This window comes from Mucilaginibacter sp. Mucisp86 (assembly GCF_047324315.1).
Classification (GTDB): domain Bacteria; phylum Bacteroidota; class Bacteroidia; order Sphingobacteriales; family Sphingobacteriaceae; genus Mucilaginibacter.
Genome location: NZ_CP168503.1, coordinates 1,656,074 through 1,679,498, shown reverse-complemented (window position 1 = coordinate 1,679,498; position 23,425 = coordinate 1,656,074). Strand labels below are relative to the sequence as shown.

At 41.3% G+C, this 23,425-nt stretch carries 20 protein-coding genes; 5 read left to right on the top strand and 15 right to left on the bottom strand.

Annotation, left to right across the window (positions count from 1 at the left end; translation table 11 throughout):
- Window positions 1-26: 26 nt before the first annotated feature.
- The 4 genes from ACEN9X_RS06745 to ACEN9X_RS06730 all read right to left on the bottom strand — a co-directional run bounded on the left by ACEN9X_RS06745 (window position 27) and on the right by ACEN9X_RS06730 (window position 3,819).
- Window positions 27-764 carry a DUF2490 domain-containing protein gene (locus ACEN9X_RS06745; protein WP_413669666.1) on the bottom strand — a complete coding sequence of 246 codons (738 nt, stop codon included), beginning with the start codon at window positions 762-764 and terminating at the stop codon, window positions 27-29.
- 257 nt (window positions 765-1,021) lie between these two features.
- Complete coding sequence (locus ACEN9X_RS06740; protein ID WP_413669665.1) at window positions 1,022-2,146, bottom strand: ABC transporter permease; 1,125 nt, start codon at window positions 2,144-2,146, stop codon at window positions 1,022-1,024.
- Between the two features lie 140 nt (window positions 2,147-2,286).
- Entirely contained in the window at window positions 2,287-3,051 is a 765-nt protein-coding gene (locus ACEN9X_RS06735) for an ABC transporter ATP-binding protein (RefSeq protein WP_413669664.1), read from the bottom strand.
- A gap of 561 nt (window positions 3,052-3,612) precedes the next feature.
- Window positions 3,613-3,819, bottom strand: a complete 207-nt coding sequence (locus ACEN9X_RS06730; protein ID WP_413669663.1) for a DUF2945 domain-containing protein — start codon at window positions 3,817-3,819, stop codon at window positions 3,613-3,615.
- Window positions 3,820-4,289: 470 nt separating this feature from the next.
- Here ACEN9X_RS06730 and ACEN9X_RS06725 point away from each other — a divergent pair, with 470 nt between their 5' ends.
- Window positions 4,290-5,861: a hypothetical protein gene (locus ACEN9X_RS06725; RefSeq protein WP_413669662.1), complete on the top strand. Its 1,572-nt coding sequence runs from the start codon at window positions 4,290-4,292 to the stop codon at window positions 5,859-5,861.
- A 295-nt stretch (window positions 5,862-6,156) separates the two neighbouring features.
- Here ACEN9X_RS06725 and ACEN9X_RS06720 read toward each other — a convergent pair whose 3' ends face one another.
- The 4 genes from ACEN9X_RS06720 to ACEN9X_RS06705 form a co-directional block, all read right to left on the bottom strand.
- Complete coding sequence (locus ACEN9X_RS06720; RefSeq protein WP_413669661.1) at window positions 6,157-6,870, bottom strand: hypothetical protein; 714 nt, start codon at window positions 6,868-6,870, stop codon at window positions 6,157-6,159.
- A 76-nt stretch (window positions 6,871-6,946) separates the two neighbouring features.
- The gene (locus ACEN9X_RS06715; RefSeq protein WP_413669660.1) at window positions 6,947-7,798 is read right to left on the bottom strand and encodes a helix-turn-helix domain-containing protein; all 852 of its coding nucleotides are present in this window, start codon (window positions 7,796-7,798) and stop codon (window positions 6,947-6,949) included.
- A gap of 105 nt (window positions 7,799-7,903) precedes the next feature.
- Window positions 7,904-8,230 carry a DUF6686 family protein gene (locus ACEN9X_RS06710; protein ID WP_110587374.1) on the bottom strand — a complete coding sequence of 109 codons (327 nt, stop codon included), beginning with the start codon at window positions 8,228-8,230 and terminating at the stop codon, window positions 7,904-7,906.
- 90 nt (window positions 8,231-8,320) lie between these two features.
- The gene (locus tag ACEN9X_RS06705; protein WP_413669659.1) at window positions 8,321-9,244 is read right to left on the bottom strand and encodes a DUF6607 family protein; all 924 of its coding nucleotides are present in this window, start codon (window positions 9,242-9,244) and stop codon (window positions 8,321-8,323) included.
- A gap of 404 nt (window positions 9,245-9,648) precedes the next feature.
- Between ACEN9X_RS06705 and ACEN9X_RS06700 the strand changes: the two genes are divergently transcribed.
- Window positions 9,649-12,183, top strand: a complete 2,535-nt coding sequence (locus ACEN9X_RS06700) for a hypothetical protein (RefSeq protein WP_413669658.1) — start codon at window positions 9,649-9,651, stop codon at window positions 12,181-12,183.
- On the opposite strand, the gene ACEN9X_RS06695 is transcribed toward ACEN9X_RS06700, so the two are convergent.
- Window positions 12,173-12,721, bottom strand: coding sequence for a DUF892 family protein (locus tag ACEN9X_RS06695; RefSeq protein WP_413669657.1), 549 nt, complete (start codon window positions 12,719-12,721; stop codon window positions 12,173-12,175). The genes ACEN9X_RS06700 and ACEN9X_RS06695 overlap by 11 nt on opposite strands.
- 644 nt (window positions 12,722-13,365) lie before the next feature.
- Between ACEN9X_RS06695 and ACEN9X_RS06690 the strand changes: the two genes are divergently transcribed.
- Both ACEN9X_RS06690 and ACEN9X_RS06685 read left to right on the top strand, forming a co-directional pair.
- Complete coding sequence (locus tag ACEN9X_RS06690) at window positions 13,366-13,920, top strand: hypothetical protein (RefSeq protein WP_413669656.1); 555 nt, start codon at window positions 13,366-13,368, stop codon at window positions 13,918-13,920.
- A 133-nt stretch (window positions 13,921-14,053) separates the two neighbouring features.
- Window positions 14,054-16,237, top strand: a complete 2,184-nt coding sequence (locus ACEN9X_RS06685; RefSeq protein WP_413669655.1) for a TonB-dependent receptor family protein — start codon at window positions 14,054-14,056, stop codon at window positions 16,235-16,237.
- A gap of 142 nt (window positions 16,238-16,379) precedes the next feature.
- Here the strand turns inward: ACEN9X_RS06685 and ACEN9X_RS06680 are convergent, their stop codons facing one another.
- Both ACEN9X_RS06680 and ACEN9X_RS06675 read right to left on the bottom strand, forming a co-directional pair.
- Window positions 16,380-16,751: a response regulator gene (locus ACEN9X_RS06680; RefSeq protein ID WP_413669654.1), complete on the bottom strand. Its 372-nt coding sequence runs from the start codon at window positions 16,749-16,751 to the stop codon at window positions 16,380-16,382.
- Between the two features lie 127 nt (window positions 16,752-16,878).
- On the bottom strand, window positions 16,879-17,460 hold the full coding sequence (locus ACEN9X_RS06675; RefSeq protein ID WP_413669653.1) for a thymidine kinase: 582 nt from the start codon (window positions 17,458-17,460) through the stop codon (window positions 16,879-16,881).
- 73 nt (window positions 17,461-17,533) lie between these two features.
- Between ACEN9X_RS06675 and ACEN9X_RS06670 the strand changes: the two genes are divergently transcribed.
- The gene (locus ACEN9X_RS06670) at window positions 17,534-18,604 is read left to right on the top strand and encodes a hypothetical protein (RefSeq protein ID WP_413669652.1); all 1,071 of its coding nucleotides are present in this window, start codon (window positions 17,534-17,536) and stop codon (window positions 18,602-18,604) included.
- A gap of 152 nt (window positions 18,605-18,756) precedes the next feature.
- Here the strand turns inward: ACEN9X_RS06670 and rodA are convergent, their stop codons facing one another.
- The 4 genes from rodA to mreC are packed head-to-tail and all read right to left on the bottom strand — an operon-like array spanning window position 18,757 to window position 23,396.
- The gene (rodA, locus tag ACEN9X_RS06665; protein WP_413669651.1) at window positions 18,757-20,022 is read right to left on the bottom strand and encodes a rod shape-determining protein RodA; all 1,266 of its coding nucleotides are present in this window, start codon (window positions 20,020-20,022) and stop codon (window positions 18,757-18,759) included.
- Window positions 20,019-22,055, bottom strand: coding sequence for a penicillin-binding protein 2 (gene mrdA / locus ACEN9X_RS06660; RefSeq protein ID WP_413669650.1), 2,037 nt, complete (start codon window positions 22,053-22,055; stop codon window positions 20,019-20,021). Before mrdA ends, rodA begins: the two co-directional genes overlap by 4 nt.
- Complete coding sequence (locus tag ACEN9X_RS06655; protein ID WP_413669649.1) at window positions 22,052-22,570, bottom strand: rod shape-determining protein MreD; 519 nt, start codon at window positions 22,568-22,570, stop codon at window positions 22,052-22,054. The genes mrdA and ACEN9X_RS06655 overlap by 4 nt, the downstream gene beginning before the upstream one ends.
- Entirely contained in the window at window positions 22,563-23,396 is an 834-nt protein-coding gene (gene mreC, locus ACEN9X_RS06650) for a rod shape-determining protein MreC (RefSeq protein ID WP_413669648.1), read from the bottom strand. The genes ACEN9X_RS06655 and mreC overlap by 8 nt, the downstream gene beginning before the upstream one ends.
- Window positions 23,397-23,425 lie beyond the last annotated feature (29 nt).

Genomic DNA, 23,425 nt, shown 5'->3' with positions numbered 1-23,425 from the left:
GCCGTGAGGACACGGTAACTGGAAAATCAATCGGCAGTAGTAGGTACGTGCTCACGCAGAACCGCATTTTTACGCTGGATACGGTACATCAGGATCAGCATGATATTGTCTTTATCGCTTTTAGCTGTCGCCGAGTAATTATACTGGTTAATCCAGCCTGCCTGTAAGATCCACGATTTATCAAACTGGTAACCCAACGCAGCCGAAATTCTGTTGCGTTCAAAATTAGGGACTTTGTTGTTCAGGAATACCTCGTCAAAAGCAGAGATAAACCAGGTTTTAGCCACAATTTTAGTATTGTTCAACGGTACAAATACGTTAAGTCGGTATCTGAAGCGGTTACGATAATCACCGTTAACCCAGCGTTGTTCTACACGGTAGCGATGCTCTAATTTTATACGGTACAGAAACTGATTGCTGGTAATTTGTTCCCAAAAGCGTGTTTCGGTAATGGTAGGGCCCCGGCCAACATCCATATAGTCATAAGTTGTGTATCGGCCGCCGCCTAAAAGCGCTGTGAAATTTTTATCAATATCGTAACTTATGCCAGCCTTTGCTTCATAGTATTGAAACTGGCTGAAAACATTGTTGGTACGGGTTTGAAACTCGGTATAACCACCCCACTTATGAGCGCTGTCGCCAGGTAGCACAACGGTAACTATTCCCCAGGTGCCTACCTTTGAATCCTGGGCCTTAACGGTAATTGAACATGTAGTTAACAAAAAGAATACTAAGGCGGCAAAACTAACTGGTTTGATTATCATTACAGGAGTTATTTCTGCAAATATATTTCCTAAATGTTATCTGAATGTTAATATTAACATGGTTAATGTTAAATTAATGTTAATTATTGAACTGGCATTCTATTAGTAAATAGGATTGTAGACTTACAAAGTTTTTAAAACTTCGTAAGTCTGAATTTTACAAATTTTTATAGGTCGAAGTAAAGAGGCGGCGAGGTTGGTAATCCGCAAATCTCAAATTCCTGGCTCTTATTTCTAAAAGTCTTGCATCTTTCCCGCTATTCCCATTTAAATGTTTTCACTGCAACAGCATAAATGCCGATGAACCATGCAAAAAGTATCAGCAACTGGTGGGTAACATCGCCTAAACCAGCTCCTTCAAACGCTACCTTACGCATAGCGTCATTTAAATGCGTAAGCGGTAACACCTTGCTGATATACTGCAGCCAATTTGGGAAGGCGGTGATTGAAAAAAACGTACCCGAAAGCAGGAATTGCGGCAATGTAATAATATTAGAAAGCGGCGGCACCGAGCTTTCGTTTTTGGCAATGCCCGATACGGTAAAGCCAAAGCCCATAAAAATAATCAGTCCGATGGCCGAGAGCACCAGCATGTTTAATACTGTTGTAATGCCGTGTATCAGCGTGAAGCCAAACATATAATGGCCAACCAATATGATAAACAATGAGCCTAACAGCGAAAACGCCAGCCTTGCGATAGCTTCACCTAAAACAATGCTGTAACGTTTAACCGGGGTAGCAAAAAAACGCTTGATAACCAGCGTTAAACGCAAACTCAGGAATACAAAGGCTGTACCAAAAACGCCGCTGCTTAGCAACGAAAAGCCCAACTGTCCGGGCAAAATAAAGTCGATATATTTATATGGGCGACCGCTTATAGTTTCTTCTTTAAGATCGATTAATTTGGGTACCTGAACAGTTGTGTATGATTGGATACGCTTCAACTCTTCTGATTGAATACGATAAAAGATGTTGTTCAGGGCTGATTTTAACACGCTTCCCTTATCGCCCGATGCCTCGCTGTACTGCACATGAACGGTCATGGCCGCCGGTGGTGCAAATGGCTTAAGGTCAAGAACTGCATCTATATTTCCCTTTGCCAGATTTTTGCTCATTTCATCGGCCGATTGATCAGTAATGAGGTGCATGATCTTGTTTTTTTTCAGCGCCATGTAAACCGGGTTACTGGCAGAAGTATCGCTGCCCTTAGCTATGCCCACATCTATTGACATGCCACCGCCGCCAATATTGGCAAAAACAATAATAAATATTAACGGGAAAGCCAGTGTAAACACTACCGCCGAAGGGCTGCGTAATATCGACCGGAAACTTGCACGGGCAATTGCCAGGGTTGCTTTTGTATTGCTGTAAGGTTTGTTCATTCTTTTATGTCATTTGCCATTAGGCGTCATTAGGTCATTGAGTCATTTTGTCTGTCGGCGTCATTAGGGCATGGAGCATTTTAGAGTGCTAACTGCAAACTTAAAACTGCATACTGGCTCCCCCTTCAGGGGGCCGGGGGTTATCCTTCCCGCCATTCTTTACCGGTGAGATTGATAAATACGTCTTCCAGGTTGGCGAGTTTAACCTGCTTTTTGCGTTCAAAACCGGAGGCTACCAGCTCGTCAATAAAATGGTCGGGGGTATCAATGCCGATGATGTGGCCGTTGTCTACAAAGGCAACCCGGTCGCACAGTACTTCGGCTTCATCCATGTAGTGGGTGGTAATTACCACTGTAGTGCCCTGGTCGCGGATCTCACGGATCAAATCCCAGAGGTTACGGCGGGCTTGTGGGTCGAGTCCTGTTGTGGGTTCATCCAAAAATATGATCCTTGGGTTATTGATCAGCGTAGTAGCAATGGAGAAACGCTGTTTTTGTCCGCCGGACAGGTCTTTATATTTTGCCTTTGCTTTATCGGTAAGCGCTACTTTTTCCAGCATCTCCATCGGTGTTTTGTCAATGCCGTATAAACCTGAAAACAGTACTATCAGCTCCGACAGGTTAAGGTTAGGATAATAACCGGCAGCCTGCAACTGCACGCCTATACGCTTTTTGATACTATCAGCGTCGGTTTCAATATCAAAGCCGTCAACAATGATACTGCCGGATGTTTTGTTACGAAGGGTTTCTATAATTTCGAGGGTGGTTGTTTTACCGGCACCGTTAGGGCCAAGCAGGCCGAAAATCTCACCTTCGTAAACTTCAAAACTAATGCCTTTAACGGCTGCAAAATCGCCATAGTTTTTTACCAGGTTGTTTACAGTGATGATAGGTTGTTTTGTCATAGGGTAAAAATGCATCAGATTCATGAAATAACCATGAGTTTTTCGGTGAAGTACATAATTTTTACGGTGAAAAGGGGAGTTTTTGAGGAGACGTCATTGATCAGGCGGGTCCTGAAAAAATGTGATGACGTATAAATAAGAACATATAGTTTTGGGTTTTGCAGTTATGGTGCGTAGGCCAGCGTTAGGGATTGCAGTGTAAAGCCCACAGCGCGGGTTGGGTCTGCGGGCAGGAAAGGCGAGGACTTGCAACGGAAAGCCCGGGCCGCAGGTAACGCCCAAATTGATAATGAAAATAAAAAAAATATTTGATAATCAGAAGATTGCAATTGTGTTGTTATATAAGATACGAAGTAATCCCCGGTTTTCAGAATAGCCAATTAAGTTCGCTCTGTATAGTTTGGGATTGCTTCGTACCTCGCAATGACGACGGAGGGATACTTAAAGGTTGCTTTATTTTAATTACTCAGACTACCCCTTAGTACGAAGAAAATGAAAAAGCCCGGATGCTCATCATCCGGGCTAAAAAATACTGTTCGCAAATATTCCCCTTTCGGGGGATTAGCGGGCCTTTAATTCACTTTCAGATTTCAGCACTTTGCTGCCGTTTTTCTGTTCAATTTCATAAGCGGGCTCCTCTTTGCTGGCGTTGCGTTTAACTTTTGCGCCTTTTATAGTTTTGCTTACCGGCTTATCATGCTTTTTAACGATATGGCCTTCAGCTTCTGATTTTCCCCATTTCCAGGTTACTTCATCTCCCTTTTTCATACGCTTTACCTTTTCTGAATAACGTATGGGCTTTGTTATTGATTTGATAAAGGTGAAATAACCATCCCTCGGGGGCCGGGACATTATTTTATTAAATGACCGATTGAGTGCGCGATAGCAACGGCGTGTTCCGCGGCTTTCATTACCAAATGGATCAATTGAATTGCAAGTAGAGTTTTCATGGCATTTATTTGTTGTTGTTTAGTGGTCCAAAATTGCGCACAAATGCCTCCCTGCCGTTAGGCTTATTAGGCAAAGTAAGTATGGTTATCGGTGAACAGGGGTAAAACATCGGAGAAATGCCGGTAAAAAATTGATATTGTCGGTAAAACTTCCCGGAATGATGAAAGGCCATGTTGGCAATATATATGATTTTAATATTTTGCCTGATGTCAATTTTTATACACCAACAATTTTGTTACTTTTATTCTAAATAAGTACACAATTATCACCTAATTAATTATCACTAAATGAAAAGGACTGCCTTGTTGGTCGTGTTAATGCTATTGTGCGGCATCATTGTAAAGGCACAATTTAAATTTCTTGCCGAAAGCCCGGCCTTCGAAGAACCTGAGGCTGGAAGAGCCAAAATACTTCAGCTCAAAAATGGCAATACCATGTTTATTCTTATTGATTATAAAAAAGGAATGAACATCCGGATATATAATGCAGCACATCAGGAAACAGCCATAACTCATGTTGATGCATCATTCGGCAGTATTAATGCAGGTGTTAATGCGGTTTTTGAACTGGCCGGTGATGTTGTTATGATGATCAATGTAATTGATTCCCGTACACCTATGTTGTACCGTATTGTCATTGATGGTAAAACCGGCAATGTAAAGGACGACAAAAAAATAGCAGAGGTAAGTAAAAGAGGTATTTTTTTCGGCGAATCTGATGTTATATATGGCGGTTTGACGGCTCCTGACTTTTATGTACAGAAAGACCCTAACAGCGACAATTATGCTGTTGTAATATTTAGACGATTTGAATCTGAACAAAGTAAACGGATTGAGGTTATTGCTTACGGTGATGATAACAAGGAGATTAACCGGGCTTTTTATTCATCTCCGGAAGAGAAATATAAATATCTGCGCTGTGTGGATATGGCTGTTATTGGCAGCGAGAAGGTGAGCCTTTTGATATATGGCTACAACACCAAGGGGGCGAGTGCTAAAGATAGGTCGCTTATTTTGGCAAATTTAGATAAGGGTGCCAAAACCGTAAGTTTTACTGAGCTCGATTTTTCAAAAGATCTTATAGTTTACCAGGGAATTGTCCGCTATAACCCGGTAATGAAATCATTAATATTGTTAACACTGGTAAAAGAGAAAAGCAGAGATAACGGCTATATACCAATTATGGCTTTTGTTGACCCTTATGCAAAAAAAATAAACAGGGTTAATGTTGTTTCGCCTTCAGATCGGCTCAATCAATATTCAAAAAAAGGTTTCAGTGGGTTGCCGCAAAACCTGTATTTAAATGACGACGGCACATTTAGTATTGTATCTGAAGAAATGAAGACGTTAGTACAAGGCAGATATGTCAAAACAACTTTGGGCGATTTGGCGATAGTAAATTACAGCAAAACGGGTGAGTTTATCAATGACTATCTTATACGCAAGGATCAGGAATTACCAAATTGGTATTTAAATCCTTTTTATCAATCGGAGCGTGAGGGGACATTGCAGATCTTGGGAGATGGAAATCAATTTAAACCATTTGTGTTTTTGAGCGCAGGGCCTAAAAGTTTTGTTTTGTTTAATGATACCGAAAGGAATAACGATGCCCTGGAAAAAGGTAGCTTAGTGACTGTTAAAGCTGTAAGCAACTGTGATGGTTTTTACTATCCGCTTAAAGGCGTCGACCCTATTTTAAAACGCGATTACGTTTTTGGTAATCCTGCGGGTAAGCGCGATCATGACCTCGCGTTATTCTCTATATCTGACTATGATAGGAAAAACAATGTTTATGTAACACTGAAGCTTGAGAACCAACATGGTAATAAGGGTGTTAAATTGGTTTGGCTGCAACCGTAAATTAATGCTTGCCAAACACGAAAGCCGCTTTACAGTAAATAAAGCGGCTTTCGTGTTTTCATAGGTAGCTGATATATCAATTAACCAGGTTAGTCAATGCCTGGATAACCATGGTGCTGTGCTCCTGCAAGATGACTATAACAGCTATAAGCGGATTGTAAAATGTTTTCATAATCATGTTATTTGCTGCAAATATGTGCCCCTCGCTTTTTATTAAACAGATATTTTAGGTGAAACGGCACAAAATGTCGGTGAATAAGTTGCCGGCACAGGACAAGCGCTGTCAAACCCGTTTTTATGACCAAAATCCATGCGCCCTGATCTGGCTTGACGGATACCCCTGCAATTTTAACAACTTCCGCAGTTCGCCTACCATAGTATGGTTGCCGGCAAGGTAAAATACCGAATGCTCAAGGTTATACTGTTGTTCCATTACCCATTGAATGAGGCTGTGATGCCCATATACGTCATTACGTTCAATAGGTTTTAACGGCGATTTAAAATACTCGCCAAATAAACCGCGGTGATTTTGATTGGCTATAATTATAGCGCCCGAAAAGCGGGTTGCAGGTAATACCATTTGCTGCAAAGCCAGCATATGCCCCATGCTGCTTTCATCACCAAGACCTATGATGGCAGGAGTGCTGGCAGGAGCGTGACGGGTTGAACGAATTTTGAAATAATGAATAGCATCCCCGGTTTGTAATTCCCCGGCCCATTTACTGCCCGGGCCGCTATGCGCTGCATCAATATAAAGGGTGCAGGTGCAAGTTTCTGCATCCCAGCCGGCGGGGGTATAGTCGCGATAAGTTAGGTCGCCAACTTTTACTTTTATATAAGGTACTTCGTGCCAGTTTTGCATATCAGCCTGTGGCAAATGCAGGTCGATTTCGATCATGGTCGACGGCTCCCAGTGCCTTACTTCAAGTACCCTGCCGCTTTGCAAAAGCTGGTTTTCAAATAAGCTTCCGGCCTTTCTTTTTAATTTATGTAGAGTGGATGTTTCCATGGTGTATTGTTTTAATACTACAAAGAAACATCGAATTTTAGCCGGAAAAAATAGTAATTTCGGGGTAAAGGTTGGATTATTTACGGTGTTTGTCCCTAAATTCAAGCGGGGTGATGCATGCCGATTTTTTAAATAACCTTGAAAAATAGGTATGGTCATCATAACCCAGGGTATGTGCAATTTCCTTTACGTTGAGCCCGCTGTAATACAATAACCTTTTTGCTTCCAGCATTACTTCCTGGGTTATCCAGTAACTTACCGGGAACCCCGTGGTTTTCTTTAAAACCTCGTTAAGATATGACTCCGAAACATTAAGCATCCCCGCATATGCCGATGGGCCTTTAACTGTACGCACATTTCTCAACAACAGCTTTTTAAACTGATGTGAAATTTGTGCCGGTCGTGAAAGTTGCTTTTCGGGTGTATGCACATTGCTAAAAGTGGCTGCTGCCATACCGGCAAATGATTGTATAAGTGATTGCAAAACAGGCAAAAAGAAAGCGCTGTTGTCATCCTCGTTATTTTTTTCACGCAACAGGCAAAAGATCTGCTGGTATTGCCTCAATTCAACGTCATTAAGTTGATAAGGCTGTTGCAGAAAAAGTTGGTTTTCAAAAATACTCCGAAAGTCGGATGGGATGTGTTGTGTGTCGATAGCTACATACCAGCCGCCGGCAATTGAATTATTTATCCGGTGGTGTACCTGTCCCGGCAGGATATAATAAAATGTGTTTTCGCAAAAATGAACTTCGTTAAAATCTATCATCAGCGATGCCGAACCGCTTTCAATCAAAAAAAACAGGTAATGATCATCGCGATGGGCGCCCATAGGCGCTTTTTTCGAATCCTCTTCACCGCTTTCAAAGTGCCTGATCTCGAAGCCGGTATTTGTTCGTTCATGTAGCTGATGTACAGGTATATCTTTCATTTTGCCGGATAGGTGTTGTATTTAATATGTTAATGTAAGTTTTAGCAGGGAAGTTTTAATGTTCCGCAGTTAAAGAGTTTATTTTAATCAGGATAATTTCAAAGCTTATTTGCCACCTTCAACCATTGCATAAATTTCCTGCATATAAATGGCTTCATCCATGGAGGCATGGAAATCTTCCCACTCGTCAACAGTAAAAGTAAGCTGGATATCATTGACAGGCGTGCGCATCACCACGCGTTCCTGCCCATCCGGAAATGGGAAGGAGTGGTCGCCGAAGTCGAGATCAATCGCGAAGTTTTTAAACTGTATAAATTGATCGGGTGTAAAGCTAAGGATCAGGTTGTGGTGCCATATAAATAGGCATTGGCATTCGGAGCAGCGGCTTACTACCGATGTTCCCTTCTGGCTGAGTATTTTAGCATCGCACATAAATTCCGGTAATTAAAATTGAATTGGTGCCTGCTCTGCCGGTTAAGCGCCTGATAAAAGCAACTAAACTACAGAACAGGACTTTATATTTTAAATATTAGTAACCAAATAGTTGTTAATAAGCTTTTGGGCTTCTGTTTTGCTTTTTTGTACATCCCATTTTTCTTTTGCCGATTGATCGGCAAGATCAAACAAACGTTCATAAAGCAGTTTGCCATCCACTTTTCCTTTTAGTTTGATGATGGGACTTTGAGCATAAACCTCGTCCCATACCTGCCGGACGGCGGTCCAGTAAGGTTGTTGTTTTTGCCACCAGCCTTTTGCAAATGCAAACCTGGCTTCGTCGGTTTTGGTAAATTCTTCATACCCTTTTTCGCGGGCCAAAAGTTTATCGCCACCGGCCGAACGGATTATCTTTTGATTGTCCTGCTCAAACATCCATCCGTTTGGAGTTAAATAGATCCGGTTGCCGCGGCGTAATACGTTGTAATCGCTGCGCTTGGTAAACTCACGGCGGGGCAGGGGCGAATCGCATTCACTTTGCCAAAAGTGCTTGCCATCGGCATGGATCCAGGTCCCTATACTTTCATAACGCGGACTATCATCAACCTGGAAAACTTTCTGCACCCAACGTCCCCTGGTTTCGGCCGTTTTTAATGTGGCTTTTTTCCAGGTACTGTTTTGATCGAAATTGAGCAAGGTTGGTTCTTCGTATACCCAGTCTTCGCGCCAGTGTTTTATTACTGTACTATCGCCCACAACTAATAAATGCTGAATAACTATTTTTTTTGGCGAATCTTCTTCAATGGCAGCCCATTCATATCCCCATGAATGATATTGCGGGTGGTTATGGTATGCGGTATCCGGCGAAAAAGTTTCGGCATAATCAAACGTTACTTTATAGAATCCGCCAAGTGTGCGGATGGCGGCGCGGTCCTGATCAAATTTTGATTGTGCTTTAAGATTTGTCTGAACCATGCTTAGCAGGGCTACCAGGAAAAGGATTTTCTTCATGAATAGGAAACTAATTACTGTGATGTATTAACAGGAACAAAGGAAAACCTTATTTAGAATAAATCCAAATAAAAATAAAAAAACCTCATTTGTAATTGTATAGCCGATTGGAGGGATGGGAGTGAAGATTTTAATTGTTCATACACTTCAAAAAATTATTGACAAATCCATGAGGCGTTTGCAGTTATTGCTTTGCCATCATGAACCACATCAACGCTTAATATTTTATTCATTTCATTCATCTTGGTAGTTTGGCCTTCCAATAACTATATTTAAGCATAAAATTATTGTGTAAACCATAAATAGCTTTTACGGTAAAAAGTATAAAAGCAATAAATATTATCAGCGTATTATTGGCGTACCCCCTTAGCGATAATAAGTTTTGATGAGTTGAAACGCCAATTATGACCAGTTTTTCTAAATATTCGGAGAGCCTAAAAAATTGTGTGCTTATAACTGCAGGGTTGTCAAATATTGCTCCGGCTGATTGTAAGACACTTGAAGCTTACATTCTTGACAAAACCAAACAGCGTGTTAGCGAAACAACGTTAAAACGGATTTACGGTTTTGCGTACAGTAAGTTCAATCCATCGATGTTTACCCTCAATACACTATCACGTTACTGTGATTATGAGGGTTGGGACGATTTTTGCAAAAAGCACGAGGCCGAATCAACCCGGCAAAGCAATACTACTGTTGACTGGGACCTGTTAAAAACAAATGCCGGTAAAATAACTTCGTTTACACTTCAGGCAATCAAAAACAAAACCGGGATCCCTTATCCTCAAACCATCAGGAGGCAATTTATTGATGACCATTTTGCTGCCTTTTTGCAGGGAAGCTATACAGCAACCGTAATTGCCGCGCCTGCGGGGTATGGTAAAACCGTAGCCCTTTGCCATTGGGTTGATGAAAAAATACAGCAAAACAGCAAAGATATTGTACTGTTTTTTAGCAGCAGCGCTTTGATGAATGTATTTTTAAGCGGGCGCGATCTGAATGATTGGATGCTTAGCCTGCTTGGCTATTCAACAGAAGAGGATATTGTTTCGTTGCTTGATGTAAGACAACGCAAGGAGGGGCGCTTTTTTCTGATTGTTGATGGTGTTGATGAGCATATGTTTAAAAACGATCAGTTTCAGCTGGTAATAACCCAGTTATTTGATATCTTTTCATTTTATCAGTCGCATGAGTGGTTTAAGCTTGTTTTAACCATGCGCTCATCAACATGGATGAATTATAATCATATGATTGAAATGGAGCAGAGCCCCTGGTTTGAAGGCTTTTTTAGCCAGCATAACCAACTGTCAAACGTTCCGTTGTTTAGCGTGCAGGAAATCAGGGAGCTTTGCCTTAAGATAAATCCTGCCATAAAAAGCTTTATAGCAGTGAATGTGGTGGAAAATTTTAATCATCCGCTATATTTTCAGTTTTACTATAAACAGCATAAGAAAAACTTTTCGCTTAATGATGTTGATCATGTAAGTGTTTATGAGCTTATTTCAAACTTTGTTTTAAACAAGGTTTACATGGGCCAGTATTCGGCCGATAAAATATATTTAATTCAGGCCATTATTGAGCAAATGGATTTTGAAAATGGTGTATTTGAAGCAAGTAAACTTGAGCTCATTAATATTATAAAGCAGTACAATCACGCCTACCTTGAATTGCTGAGCATTGGTTTTATCCGCGAGCAAAATATAAGCCGCGATTTTGAATACAAAACATCAATTGAGTTTGGTAACAATCACTTTTTTGAATTTTCAATAACCAAATACCTCCTTCATAAAAATAACAATCTTTTTGATATCGACCTCATCAATACCATTAACAGGTACTTTACCAGCGACCGCAAGTTATCTATATTAAAATGGAGCATTATTTATGCTATTAAAAGCGGGCAGCAGGAAAGTTTTCAGCTTTTATCGCAAACGCGCCTTACTACCAACGAAAAATCAGACCTTATCATCTTTTTAGGTGATTTACTTGAAAAAGAATTTAGCACGTTAAAGGACACCGAAACGTTGGTACTGTATTTTAAACAGGATTGCAGCGACGAGCTATTCGATTACTTATTTGGTTTGGAGTTCATTAATCATGATTATGCCAAAACCCTGCATACGCTGCTTAAGTTTGAGCTTTCGGATAAAAAGAAGATCCTGGTTTATACTGGCCTTGCTATCATAAGTGTATTAAAGCTTGAAATGAACAAGCTTGAAGAATATCTGAAACTACTGAAAGGTTTCGGCGCAGTAAGTTATTATGAGTTTTCGCTTGATCCTTTAAAATGCATCAATGCGATATTTCAATATTTTAAGTATGGTATTATTGACAAGGAGTTTTTTAAAGAAATTACACGTTTTTACTTCCGCCCTCCCTTGCAGCTCGAGCGCTCTGTTTCAAATGACCTTATATTTTTGTTAGCGGCGCATACTTTAAGGCTCTGCAATGAACCTTTAAAAACGCTGCGTTTTGTCGCAGTGCTTGAAAAATATTATCGCCCTGTTACCAACACAGCCTGTGTGTACGACTTCTTTTTAAAGCGAATAAAAACTGAGGAGTATCTGGCACTTGGGCAAATCAAAAAAGCGATGTCACTCTATTTTGAGCTTGATGAAGCTTACAGTCAGGCAGCAGAAGCTTTTACCCCATTCATGATCGCATCGTTCAATTGCATTAAAATAATAGTGAGCTTCAATAACAGGCAGTTTTCGTTGGCTGATGATACCCTTGAGGAGTGGGCAAATCTCATTATTAATGAAATGGATTATAAATTATCAAGGGTATATATGTTTGCTTTTTTGTTGAGGAACCAATACGCGGTCAAACACTCGTCTGAACGGGTTTATAAGCATATTAACTACATGTTTTTAAAAATGATGAGCGAAAGTGGTTTGCGTGCCGATATATTTTTAAAACAAAACAGCTTTATAAGTTAATGGCCGTTTGTTGGTTGTTATCATACTTATCTATGATGAAATTGTAAAGCGCAAATTTATCTTTTGACGGGTTCAGATATTCATCTAAAAATATAGCTATTGCTCCGTTGTTTTTTTCAATAGCTATTAATTTTAATAGTTGTATGGAGCTTTTTTCTACGTTTTCAATATTTTGAAGGTATGAAAGAAGGCGCATGTCGCGTAATAATTCATCATTGTCCTGCTGATGAATGGCTGTAAATTCATCTTCAAGCAGGGCGATCAGATGATTGCATTGATCAAACGAATAATGTTTCTGAAGGGCCAGGTAGATACTATCCATAAGGGCGATGTGTTTTTCGGTTTCATCGATAGTTTCTTTTATAGGGTTATTGAGGTCCTTGAAATTGGAGGTACCGGCAATTTCTAAAAGCCGCTCGGCCAGGTGCGCATTTGCACAATAAATCCTGTTAAGATGTTCCGTAAAAAAAGTTGTCAACGTATCCGGTGCCCATTGTGCTGGATAGGGGGGGACCGTACCGGGTGTTTTCTTTTTCATTAATTGTGATCAGTCATAGTTAAATAATGCCGCTGTTATATTAGGATCTTTGTTTAAAGCCATTATGACCGATACTAAACATAGGAACGAACTATTGATAGAAAACAACTGACCGGGTTAACCGGATTTTAGGATAATTTAAGCTAATTGCTAATCGTGCTAAAGTTATTTTTTCTTTGCTTAAAACGACAAAGTTTTATACAATATTCATTCTTTTAATGTGATCGAAAAAAATAAACAACTTATTTACTTTCTTAGAAAATCATCAGGGCATTATTGAAAAATAAATCTACAGCACTCAATTCAAAATGCGTACCGATTTTGTTACATATATGTAAAATTCATAATCGTAACATATAAGTTACTGTTTTTTGAAAGCAGTGGCGTCTTGTTTTCTTTCTGGTTATTAAAATGTAGTCCTATTCTACAAGCTGTTCGTATATCTATACACGATAAGTATACATATAAGCATCATTTAACGACGATAAACTATCATATTGTATCTAAACTAATTTTGTTTAGCCAATTATTAATTTCTACAGAATATATCCAGAATTAATTATCGTGGTTTAATTTTTTTAACATATAAATTATTATTTCGCTGATTTTTATGTAGCATTGCTATTGTTTAGACTGATTATTGATTGAAAAAGATTTTCGCCATAGTAATGTTAGTTACCCATATGCTTAATTTGCTGGGTTACATGGCACTTAATCAATATTTTGTTAATAAATCAAACAAAGTTATAGCCCGCCAAATTGCCAAAGGCAAATACAATACCCGCGACCTTATTGAAATTAAGATCAAACAAAACCTGCCTTTTATACATGATTGGGATAGTTATGTTAACGTTTCCGGGCAGCTACAACTGGATGGTGTTGCATACAATTACGTAAAACTCCGGGTTACCCGCGACACTGTTTATGTGCAGTGTATCCCCAATTATGAAACCACAAAGCTGCTCAACGAAAATGTGATATGTGCAAAGAAACTAAATAGTACACCTGTTAGTAAACGCACGCACGAATCGTCAGAAAAGAAACTTGGCAGCGATGCTAAATATAACTGTCCAGAAATTTCGTACGCTTTTATAAAGTCTGCAGTACCGGTACAGCCTCCCGGCACATTTATCTATATCAGCATACCTGATCCTTTTGTATCGGTTAGCGGTCAGCCGCCTGAAATTGCACTTGTCTGAATTTATAGCTGATAATTAACCTGTTCCGTCAATTTTAAATGAATGCATTATTTGCACTGCTACGTGCTATGTGCATGTATTTGTCATTGTTGTACCTGAACAGTATACCCCTAACTTTTTTTAATTTGAATAAATGAATACTCTTTATAAAATTTCATTGCCTGCGCTTTTTATTTGTTGCGCAGGTGTGGCCCGGGCACAGCATAAAAGCGTTAAAGATACCCTGCAATTGGATAGCGTTATTATTAAAGAAGGCAGGTCAAAACATTTACCTAATGTTTCGGGTACCAACATATTTGCCGGTAAAAAAACCTTTGATATTTTCCTTGATGCCGGAAAGGCAAACTTAGCCAATAACAATGCCCGCATGACTTTTGCCAAAGTGCCCGGCATTAACGTATGGGAAATGGATGGCGCCGGTTTGCAGCTTAATATTGGTACCCGGGGTACCGATACTCACCGTTCTATCGAAACCAATATCCGTCAAAATGGCTACAACACCAACTCGGATATGTTTGGCTATCCAGAAAATCACTATAATGTACCATTTCAGGCGGTGAGCGAAATTCAGATAGTACGCGGTTCGGCAGCGTTACAATTTGGCAGCCAGTTTGGCGGCATGGTTAACTTTAAACTTAAAGGAGGTGACAGCACCAAAGTGTTTGGTTTTGAAAGCGAACAGTCGGCCGGTTCAAACAGGTTTTTCAATTCGTATAATGCTATTGGCGGTAAAGTTGGCAAGGTTAGTTACTACGCCTTCTATAGCTCCCGCACCGGCGATGGCTGGAGGCCCGATGCTGCTTTTAACTCCCGCGCTTACTATGCCAACATCAAATACCAATTTAATGATAAGGTAAGCATAGCTTTTCAGTTTTCGAGGTCGGACTATAGGCAACAGATAGCAGGCGGCTTAACTGATGCCCAGTTCGACACCAATAATCGCCAGTCGACCCGCGCGCGTAACTTCTTTAACCCGGAAATTAATATCCCGGCATTATTATTCAACTACCAGTTTGATAAAGACACCCGGCTGGAAGTTACATCTCATGTATTATTCGGTCAGCGCAACAGTGTGCAGTTCATTAATACGGCCAATATTCCCGATACCGTTAATACAAGCCTGAAAACTTATAATCCCCGCCAGGTCGACCGTGATTATTACGCCGGTTTTACCACCGAGGCCCGTTTACTGCATAATTACAAGCTGGGCGATCTTAAAAGCTCCTTCACTGCAGGTGTGAGATATTTTGAGGAAACTACCAAACGTAAACAAAAAGGAACTGGTACGGTGGGTTCTGATTTTGATCTGAGCCTGGTGAAAGATTATGGTATCGACCTGAGGTTGCACACACTTAACTATGCCGCATTTGCCGAAAATATGTTTCAGGTAACTAAAGCGTTTACTGTTACGCCGGGTGTACGTTTTGAGCAAATCAATACCACCAATACAGGGGTTATAGTAAACCGCACCTTGCCGGTAAGCTATAAGGATAAACGAAACTTTCCGCTGTTTGGAACCGGGTTGCAATATCAGCTGGATAATGGAAGCCAGTTTTACGGCAATATTTCGCAGGCTTACCGCCCATATATTTATGCAGCGGTTACCCCTGCAGATCAGCTAACGATCATCGACCCTAACATTAAAGACAGTAAAGGCTATGATGCCGATCTGGGTTACCGCGGCCATATCAGCACTGCGTTCAGTTTTGATGTTAATGCCTTTTATGTTTACTATGGCAACAGGGCCGGTACCTTAACCCAAACTGATGCCAGTAATGTAACTCATCTTTACATGACTAACATCGGCAATGGCGTAGCTAAAGGTATTGAGGCTTTTGCCGAAGTTTCACTCATTCGCTCGTTTGATAAATCGGCAGGGAGCGATCTGCGTTTGTTCAACTCACTATCGTATACACATGGCCGCTACACAAGTGGCGCTATCAGCCAAAATGGTAAAAATGTAAGTTTGGTTGGTAATCACCTGGAAGGTACACCAGACTGGATTGACCGTGCCGGTTTAACATTTTTGAGTGGTCATGTAAGTAGTACCCTGCAATACAGCTATGTAGGCAAAAGCTTTAGCGATGCCAATAACACTACTTTTAATGTTACGGGAGCTACCGGGATAGTGCCTTCATATCATTTGTTTGATTGGGCTTTCAATTATAGTTTCCTGAAAAATTATCACCTTACAGCTAACGTGAACAATATTTTTAATGCTAAATATTTTACGCGCCGTATCAACATGTACCCTGGTCCAGGTATTTTACCTGCCGACGGCCGTACGTTTAATATTGGCTTTGGGGTGAAGATTTAAGGACCTCACCCCAACCCCTCTCCAAAGAAGAGGGGCTTAATATATTTATTCAAGTCCTCTTCTTTGAGAGAATTTAGGTAAGATAAACAAAACGGCCCTTCAAATTAATGAGGGCCGTTTTATTTTATACTGATAAGGATTGCTACTTGGTAATGTGCCTTTTTACGATCTCGGAGAGTGCGGTAAGATCAAACGGTTTGGCAAGATAGCCATCGGCATTACCTGCTTTGGCTATTTCTTTGATATTGCTTACAGCCGAAATAATCACCACTGGGATGTGACTGGTAGCAGGATCATCTTTTATTCCTTTACTTAGTTGCTGCCCGTTAGCGTCGCTGGTCCAGTCGGTAAGCCAGTTGTCAAGCAAAATCAGGTCGGGGTTAATGGTGGTAAGGGTACGCAGGATACGTGCATTGTCGGATTGTATTACTTCGTAACCTTCTTCCTCCAGTACATATACCACGGTGTCACGGATATCTTTATCGTCCTCTATAACTAAAACCTTTTTGGCCATAAGTTTTGATTGCTATATAATTTAATCAACTGCCTTTTTGAGCTGCTTTGCTATTATATAACAAACAAATACCCCGTATTTGTTTTAGTTATAGTATTAAATAAAAAATATATTGTTTAATGAAATGTTAACCGGCAACGGTATTGTAACAAGCCCTGCAGCGTGGTTCGTAGCTTTCCTTTTCGCCGAGTAATATTTTTGAATTGTCGTGTACCAGGCGATATGAATATTGAGCCGGGTTGCCACATCTTACGCAAACGGCCTGCAATTTGGTTACCGACTCAGCAATGGCCATTATGTTGGGCATTGAGCCAAAGGGACGGCCTTTAAAATCCATATCCAGGCCGGCCACAATTACACGTACACCCCGGTTGGCCAGTACGGTACATACCTCCGGAAGTTCATCGTCAAAAAATTGCGCTTCATCAACGCCTATCACATGTGCATCACTGGCTAACAATAAAATAGCCGAAGCACTATCAACCGGGGTGGAGGTTATTTTACTGGCATTGTGTGAAATAATGGCATCTTCGCCATAACGGGTATCAGCTTTCGGGCTAAAAATCTCGACTTTAAGCTTGGCTATACGGGCCCGGTTAAGCCTCCTGATCAGCTCTTCGGTTTTGCCCGAAAACATTGATCCGCAGATAACCTCTATACTGCCGCCTAACTCACTTTTACGCCTGAAAACCTCTTCGTGATATACCATTTATGACTTTTATAGTCGGCAAATATCAGAATTTAATCCTACTTTTGATAAGCATTTTCCTAACATTGAGGCTATGAAGCAAATGGATGTATTTAAAAAGATAGGTGGGATTTTAAAGGAGCTTAATGATCAATACGACTACCTTTCTGCTGATCCCAGCGAACTAAATGAACTTGAATTAGAGCTTTTTGTAGCCAACGCCCATTTTTTAAAAGACCATGCCGAAATTCTGCGCCGTATCAACGAACGCTCGGTAGTCCCTGCACCAATTGCAGATAAGCCGGAACCCATAGCTGAGCAGCCAAAAACGGCAACACCGGTAGCCCCGCCCCTACCTGTAACGCCGCCGCCGGCAAAGCAGGAAGCTTTATATGAACAGCGTTTTTTTGAGCCGGTAGTGCAACAGCAGAACGTTCCTGTTCCGGTTGATAAAATTGAACTTACCAATGATGTTGAGCCTGTAGCCCCTGTGCCGTTTAACAACCCGGTAAAGATAGAAGTGGTTGATGCCAAACCCGAGGTAAAAGATACTCCCGAACCACAGATAAATGTTGCTGCTGAAAAAGATACAGACAGTTATTCGTTTCAACAGGAAATTCCTGAGGGAAGCGGCTTTGAACTTAATTTAAATGAAGCTGATACCTGGGATGATGAAGCCGACCGGTTTGAGCAGGAAGAGCTGATAAGCCAGCTTCCCGAAAAACCTGTTGAAGTGGTTCCTATAGCCGAACAGCCTAAACCATTGCCTGTAATTGAGCCTGTAAAACCAGCGACGGAGCCCGTTACGGCAACTGCTCCTGCCGCAGATACCAATAGCCAGCAGGTATTAACCTTTAATCAAAGGATAATGGCCCAAAAAGCTGAGAAGGCTAATACAGCAACAAACACTACTGCTGAATTGCCGGTTACCGACCTGAAATCAGCTATCAACCTTAATGATAAACTGCTTTATATAAAAGATCTGTTTAACGGCTACAGCCTGGCTTATAGCGAGGCTATTGAAATAGTAAACCGCTTCAGCACCTTTGAAGAAGCAGAGCGTTTCCTGAAAACAAATTACGTAGTTAAAAACAACTGGGAAAGTAAAGCTTCAACAGCCGATAAATTTTATGCATTGCTGAGAAGAAGGTACCCTGCTTCTTAAGTGATAAGTCATAAGTCTGTAGTCGAAAGTTGAATTTCGGATGAAGGGAGGCTGAATCCGCTTTTAAACAGAACATTTATCCGCTTCCGACTTAAGACTTTCGACTCGAGACTATTGACTTCAAACTCCCGACTCAAGACTTCTGACTTAAATTAAACGTTCGATTTCCTGTTTGAGTCAAGTTTAATGAGCGTGAACAGGAGCATGGTGAAACTTAGCAATGAGGACCCGCCATAGCTGATGAATGGCAATGGAATCCCGATTACGGGCACTACACCGATAGTCATACCGATATTGATCACCACGTGAAAGAATAGTACTGAAGCTACGCCATAGCCATAAACACGGGTAAAAGGAGATCGTTGCCGCTCGGCGATAAGGATAACGCGTAATATCAGGAACATGAAAAGGCTAATCACCGTCAACGAGCCTGCAAATCCCCATTCTTCACCAACGGTACAAAAAATAAAGTCGGTACTTTGCTCGGGTACAAATGAGTATTGGGTTTGTGTGCCATGTAAATAACCTTTACCCCAGAGTTTCCCGGAGCCAATAGCTATTTTCGATTGATTTACGTTGTACCCTTTTCCCCTTAAATCGGTTGTGATACCCAGCAATATGTTAATACGTTCTGTTTGGTGTTTCTTTAAAACGTGCTGATAGATAAACTTTACGCTAAATATAAATGCTATGCAAATGGCCAGGCCAATAACCACAGTTTTAATAAGCTGCCTGTTACGTTTAAATAAAAAGATAATGAACGCTGTTAGTGCAGCCAGTATCAGGATAATATAAAGCGGGTTGTACAGTAGCGACGTGACGAAGAGCGTGATAAATAAGCCCGCTATGATCAGGAAATAAGGTGAAAGCCCTTCGCGGTATAAAACAAATATCAGGGAGCAGAACACCAGTGTTGAGCCAGTATCTGGCTGTAGCATGATCAGCAGCATCGGGAACCCTATAATAGCCGCGGCCATTAAAAATGACTTGGGATCGGTAACACGAATGTTGGTGCCGCTTAAATATCGCGCAAGCAATAAACAGGTAGCAAACTTGGCAAACTCCGAGGGCTGTAACCTGAACCCTCCTCCCATATTGATCCAGGCCTGATTACCGCCCACGTTTCGGCCTATTATCAGCACCAGTATCAGCAGCAAAACTATCACCACGTAAAATGCTGGGGCTAAAGCGGCAATAAACCGGCTTTCGAGTAGCAATATTACAATGCCAACTACAATTGATACGCAAATGTAAATGAACTGCTTACCGTAATTAGTGGATGTATCAACAATGCTGGAATGGTTGGCATCAAAAACTGCTGCATGGATATTGAACCAGCCAATGGTACAAAGCACCAGGTACAAAAAAACGGTAAGCCAATCTACATTAAAAAAGAAACTACGCTGCTGAGTGCTCATGACTTGCCTGTCCTCCCACCTGTTAGTGTTTTAATCCAGTTTGCCGGCTTGTTATTGTAAGCCGCTTCCCGCCGTTCTTTTTTTATCGAATCGGCTTTGAATTTCTTAATTGAATCAGCTTTGAATTTCTTAATTGAATCAACCTTTGCTGCCCTGATGCTGTCGCGTCTGCGTTCTTTTTGCAGATCTTGCGCATATAGGGTAAGATCAGGCAGGCGATTGGCATTTGCAAAGTAATCAACGGTGATTCCGGATTCACGCGGAGTAACTTTCCCTCTTAAGTATTTTTCGACGATGAAACTGGCAATAGGAGCCGCCCAATGTGCGCCCTCTCCCGAATTTTCAACAACAACGGCTATTGCAATTTTAGGATTATCGCGCGGAGCGAAAGCCACAAACACCGAGTTATCTTCGCCATGTGGGTTTTGCGCTGTGCCTGTTTTGCCGCACATAATAATACCGGGAATTTTTGACCTGATACCGGTGCCGCTTTCCACCACTTGCTGCATCCCGTTAATAACCGGTTCAAAATATCCCGAATCTATCCCAACGTAGTTTTTTTCTACGTACTCTTTCTTGATCACGTTTTCGGTACCGATAGCCTTAATAAGGTGCGGTTTGTAAAAGAAACCTCGGTTGGCAATGGTACACTCCAGGTTAGCCAATTGCAGTGGGGTTGCTAATAACTCGCCCTGGCCTATAGCCAAAGCAGCAATGGTACTTGAACGCCAGCCTCCTTTATGATAAGCGTTGTCATAGTGCAAAGGAGTTGGCACGTTGCCCCGGCTTTCAGCCGGCATATCCAGGTCAAGCCGGGCGCCAAGGCCAAATTTCATTACGTTATTTCGCCATGCGATGAAATTGGCCTCCGTATTTTTTACTCCGTACCGGTCAACAATGCGCTGAAATACCATCGTAAAGTAGCCGTTACATGATTCGGCTACGGCTCTGGCCATATTTACGGTGCCGTGCGCTTCGCCATGGTTACAGTGTACAATACGGTTCCCCACTCTGTAACTGCCAGTACAATAAAAAGTTTCGCCGGGGTTGATGATCCCCTCCTGCAGGGCGATAAGTGCGCTTAGTGGTTTAAATGATGAGCCTGGAGGATATTGCGCCTGTATAGGCCTGATGAAGAATGGCTTATACGGGTTATTATACATTTTAGCAAGGTTATTGCCTCGCTGACGGCCTACCATCAGGTTGGGATCATAAGTAGGGCTACTTACATAACATAAGATCTCGCCCGATGATGGCTCGATAGCCACAATACCACCCAGCTTGTTTTGCATCAGCTTTTCGCCAAGCCTTTGCAGGTCGATATCCAATGATGAGGTAAGGCGCTTGCCTGATTGCGGCACGGTATCGAGGGCGCCATTTGCAAATGAGCCTTTAAATACGCCGTGCGAATCAACCATTTGTACCTGCACACCACGCTGACCGCGAAGCACATTTTCATAAGCTTTTTCAACCCCCGTAACGCCAATATAGTCGCCAAGGCGATAATAGCCGTTTGAGCGTTTAATGTCCCTGTCGGTAACTTCACCAATAAAGCCCAAAAACTGCGCTGCTACAGAATCGGGATAGGTACGTATAGTACGGGGAACAATGGAAAAACCAGGGAACTCAAAAAGCTTTTCCTGGAGGGCCGCATAAAGCTCTACAGATAATTGTTTTTCAAATATTGACGCTGTATTGGGCGATTGCCTTTTGGCCTTAATAAAGCGTTTATCAAACCCTTCTTTATCAATACCTATCATCTTGCAAAAAAGCAGGGTATCAAACGGCTTAACCTCTTTGGGGTTAACCATTACGTCGTAAATAGGTTCGTTTTGTACCAGGATTTTGCCGTTACGGTCAAGTATTGGTCCGCGGGCGGGGTAAAGTATGGTAGTGCGCCTTACATTGCTATTGGCGTATATGGTATAGCGGTCATCCACTATCTGGATATAGTAAAGCCTTCCCAGCAGGGCTAAAATAATAGCTATAAAGATACCGGTAACAACGTAGCGGCGTTCAAAAAACTTATTCATTTACGTTCTTTCCTTCTGAAAAATAGCAGGCCCGAAATTAGTATTAAAAATACGGTAAACAATGAACTCAAAACAACACGGCTTAGTGTGTATTGTATTTCAGAAAAACTAAAAACCTCTAAATTAAGCAGGAAAAAATGGTGGAATAAAGTGAGTATCAAAACATAGGTAAAAAACCAGCGGAAACCCATGATGCTCAATGTGGGTTCCGGCTCGTTGTCAAAGCCATCTTTTTGTACGGTTATGCTAATGAATAAAACACGCACAAGGGCCAGTACAACGCAGGCTGCGGCGTGCAGGCCCGGTGTGTCATAAAAGGCGTCGATACTTAACCCGGTAACAAAAGCCAGCACGAATAGCAACGCGTTGGGAACCTCGAACGGGAGCAACAGGATGAACAGTATATAAAGATATGGCGTAGCAAGATTATAGAAGGTGATGTTTTTTAACAGGAAAACCTGCATAAAAACCAGCACAATAAACCTGGCGAGATTAACAAGGATAGTCCTACTCATTTTTGTTTTGTACGGCCTCCAGTCCCGTTTGTTCACCGGCAAATTTGTTATTTACCACGTAAACGTATTGAAGCTTTGTAAAATCAACAGCTAAAGCCACCTCAACATTAATAAGCAAACCGCCGCCCTTAGCATGCAGGTTAGTTATTTTACCAAACGGTATGCCTGTAGGGAAAAGTGAGTAGCCAGATGTAACTACAGTTTCACCAACTTTTGGCTGGGCGTTATTCTGGATATCAATCAGTAAACCTTTGTGCGGATCGAGGTCATTGCCCCACACAAATGAGCCAATGTCTTTAGTGCTGGTAAGCATGGCACTGAAGCGGGTGTTTTTGTGTAAAACTGATTGGATAATAGCTAAATGATCCGTTACATCAATAACCTGGCCTACAACACCGGCCCCGGTTATTACACCCATATCTTTTTGTATGCCATCCCTGCTACCCCGGTTAATAGTAATATAGTTGCTGCGTTTATTGAAAGAGTTATTGATGACTTTGGCTACAATATAACTGTACTGTTGTTTGTAAACAGTATCATTAACCTTGTGCTTTTCAACACTATCAACATACATAGATACTTTGAGCTGGCCCCGAAGCTTTGCATTTTCGCGGGCAAGGCTGTCATTGGTTTCTTTTAATGACAGATACTCTTTTAGTGCATCAACCTGGCTGTACAGTGTACCTGTTACCTTGCTGGTTGAATTAATAAAAGATGCCTTTTGAAACGAATTGTATTTGATATAAATAAGCAGCGAGCTAATCTCAAAAATCAGGAATAAAAAAAACGCGTTATACTTAGTTATAAATATCCAAAGGTTACGCATTGCTTAGATTAGATTTGAGATATGAGACG

Excerpts from the sequence above, each read along its gene's own strand:
- ACEN9X_RS06725 (WP_413669662.1), top strand. The coding sequence starts at position 4,290 with ATGAAAAGGACTGCCTTGTTGGTCGTGTTAATGCTATTGTGCGGCATC.
- ACEN9X_RS06670 (WP_413669652.1), top strand. The coding sequence starts at position 17,534 with ATGAAGCAAATGGATGTATTTAAAAAGATAGGTGGGATTTTAAAGGAG.
- rodA (WP_413669651.1), bottom strand. The coding sequence starts at position 20,022 with ATGAGCACTCAGCAGCGTAGTTTCTTTTTTAATGTAGATTGGCTTACC.
- ACEN9X_RS06720 (WP_413669661.1), bottom strand. The coding sequence starts at position 6,870 with ATGGAAACATCCACTCTACATAAATTAAAAAGAAAGGCCGGAAGCTTA.
- ACEN9X_RS06710 (WP_110587374.1), bottom strand. The coding sequence starts at position 8,230 with ATGTGCGATGCTAAAATACTCAGCCAGAAGGGAACATCGGTAGTAAGC.
- ACEN9X_RS06655 (WP_413669649.1), bottom strand. The coding sequence starts at position 22,570 with ATGAGTAGGACTATCCTTGTTAATCTCGCCAGGTTTATTGTGCTGGTT.
- ACEN9X_RS06745 (WP_413669666.1), bottom strand. The coding sequence starts at position 764 with ATGATAATCAAACCAGTTAGTTTTGCCGCCTTAGTATTCTTTTTGTTA.
- ACEN9X_RS06705 (WP_413669659.1), bottom strand. The coding sequence starts at position 9,244 with ATGAAGAAAATCCTTTTCCTGGTAGCCCTGCTAAGCATGGTTCAGACA.
- ACEN9X_RS06700 (WP_413669658.1), top strand. The coding sequence starts at position 9,649 with ATGACCAGTTTTTCTAAATATTCGGAGAGCCTAAAAAATTGTGTGCTT.
- ACEN9X_RS06675 (WP_413669653.1), bottom strand. The coding sequence starts at position 17,460 with ATGGTATATCACGAAGAGGTTTTCAGGCGTAAAAGTGAGTTAGGCGGC.
- ACEN9X_RS06740 (WP_413669665.1), bottom strand. The coding sequence starts at position 2,146 with ATGAACAAACCTTACAGCAATACAAAAGCAACCCTGGCAATTGCCCGT.
- ACEN9X_RS06685 (WP_413669655.1), top strand. The coding sequence starts at position 14,054 with ATGAATACTCTTTATAAAATTTCATTGCCTGCGCTTTTTATTTGTTGC.
- mrdA (WP_413669650.1), bottom strand. The coding sequence starts at position 22,055 with ATGAATAAGTTTTTTGAACGCCGCTACGTTGTTACCGGTATCTTTATA.
- ACEN9X_RS06730 (WP_413669663.1), bottom strand. The coding sequence starts at position 3,819 with ATGAAAAAGGGAGATGAAGTAACCTGGAAATGGGGAAAATCAGAAGCT.
- ACEN9X_RS06695 (WP_413669657.1), bottom strand. The coding sequence starts at position 12,721 with ATGAAAAAGAAAACACCCGGTACGGTCCCCCCCTATCCAGCACAATGG.
- mreC (WP_413669648.1), bottom strand. The coding sequence starts at position 23,396 with ATGCGTAACCTTTGGATATTTATAACTAAGTATAACGCGTTTTTTTTA.
- ACEN9X_RS06715 (WP_413669660.1), bottom strand. The coding sequence starts at position 7,798 with ATGAAAGATATACCTGTACATCAGCTACATGAACGAACAAATACCGGC.
- ACEN9X_RS06735 (WP_413669664.1), bottom strand. The coding sequence starts at position 3,051 with ATGACAAAACAACCTATCATCACTGTAAACAACCTGGTAAAAAACTAT.
- ACEN9X_RS06680 (WP_413669654.1), bottom strand. The coding sequence starts at position 16,751 with ATGGCCAAAAAGGTTTTAGTTATAGAGGACGATAAAGATATCCGTGAC.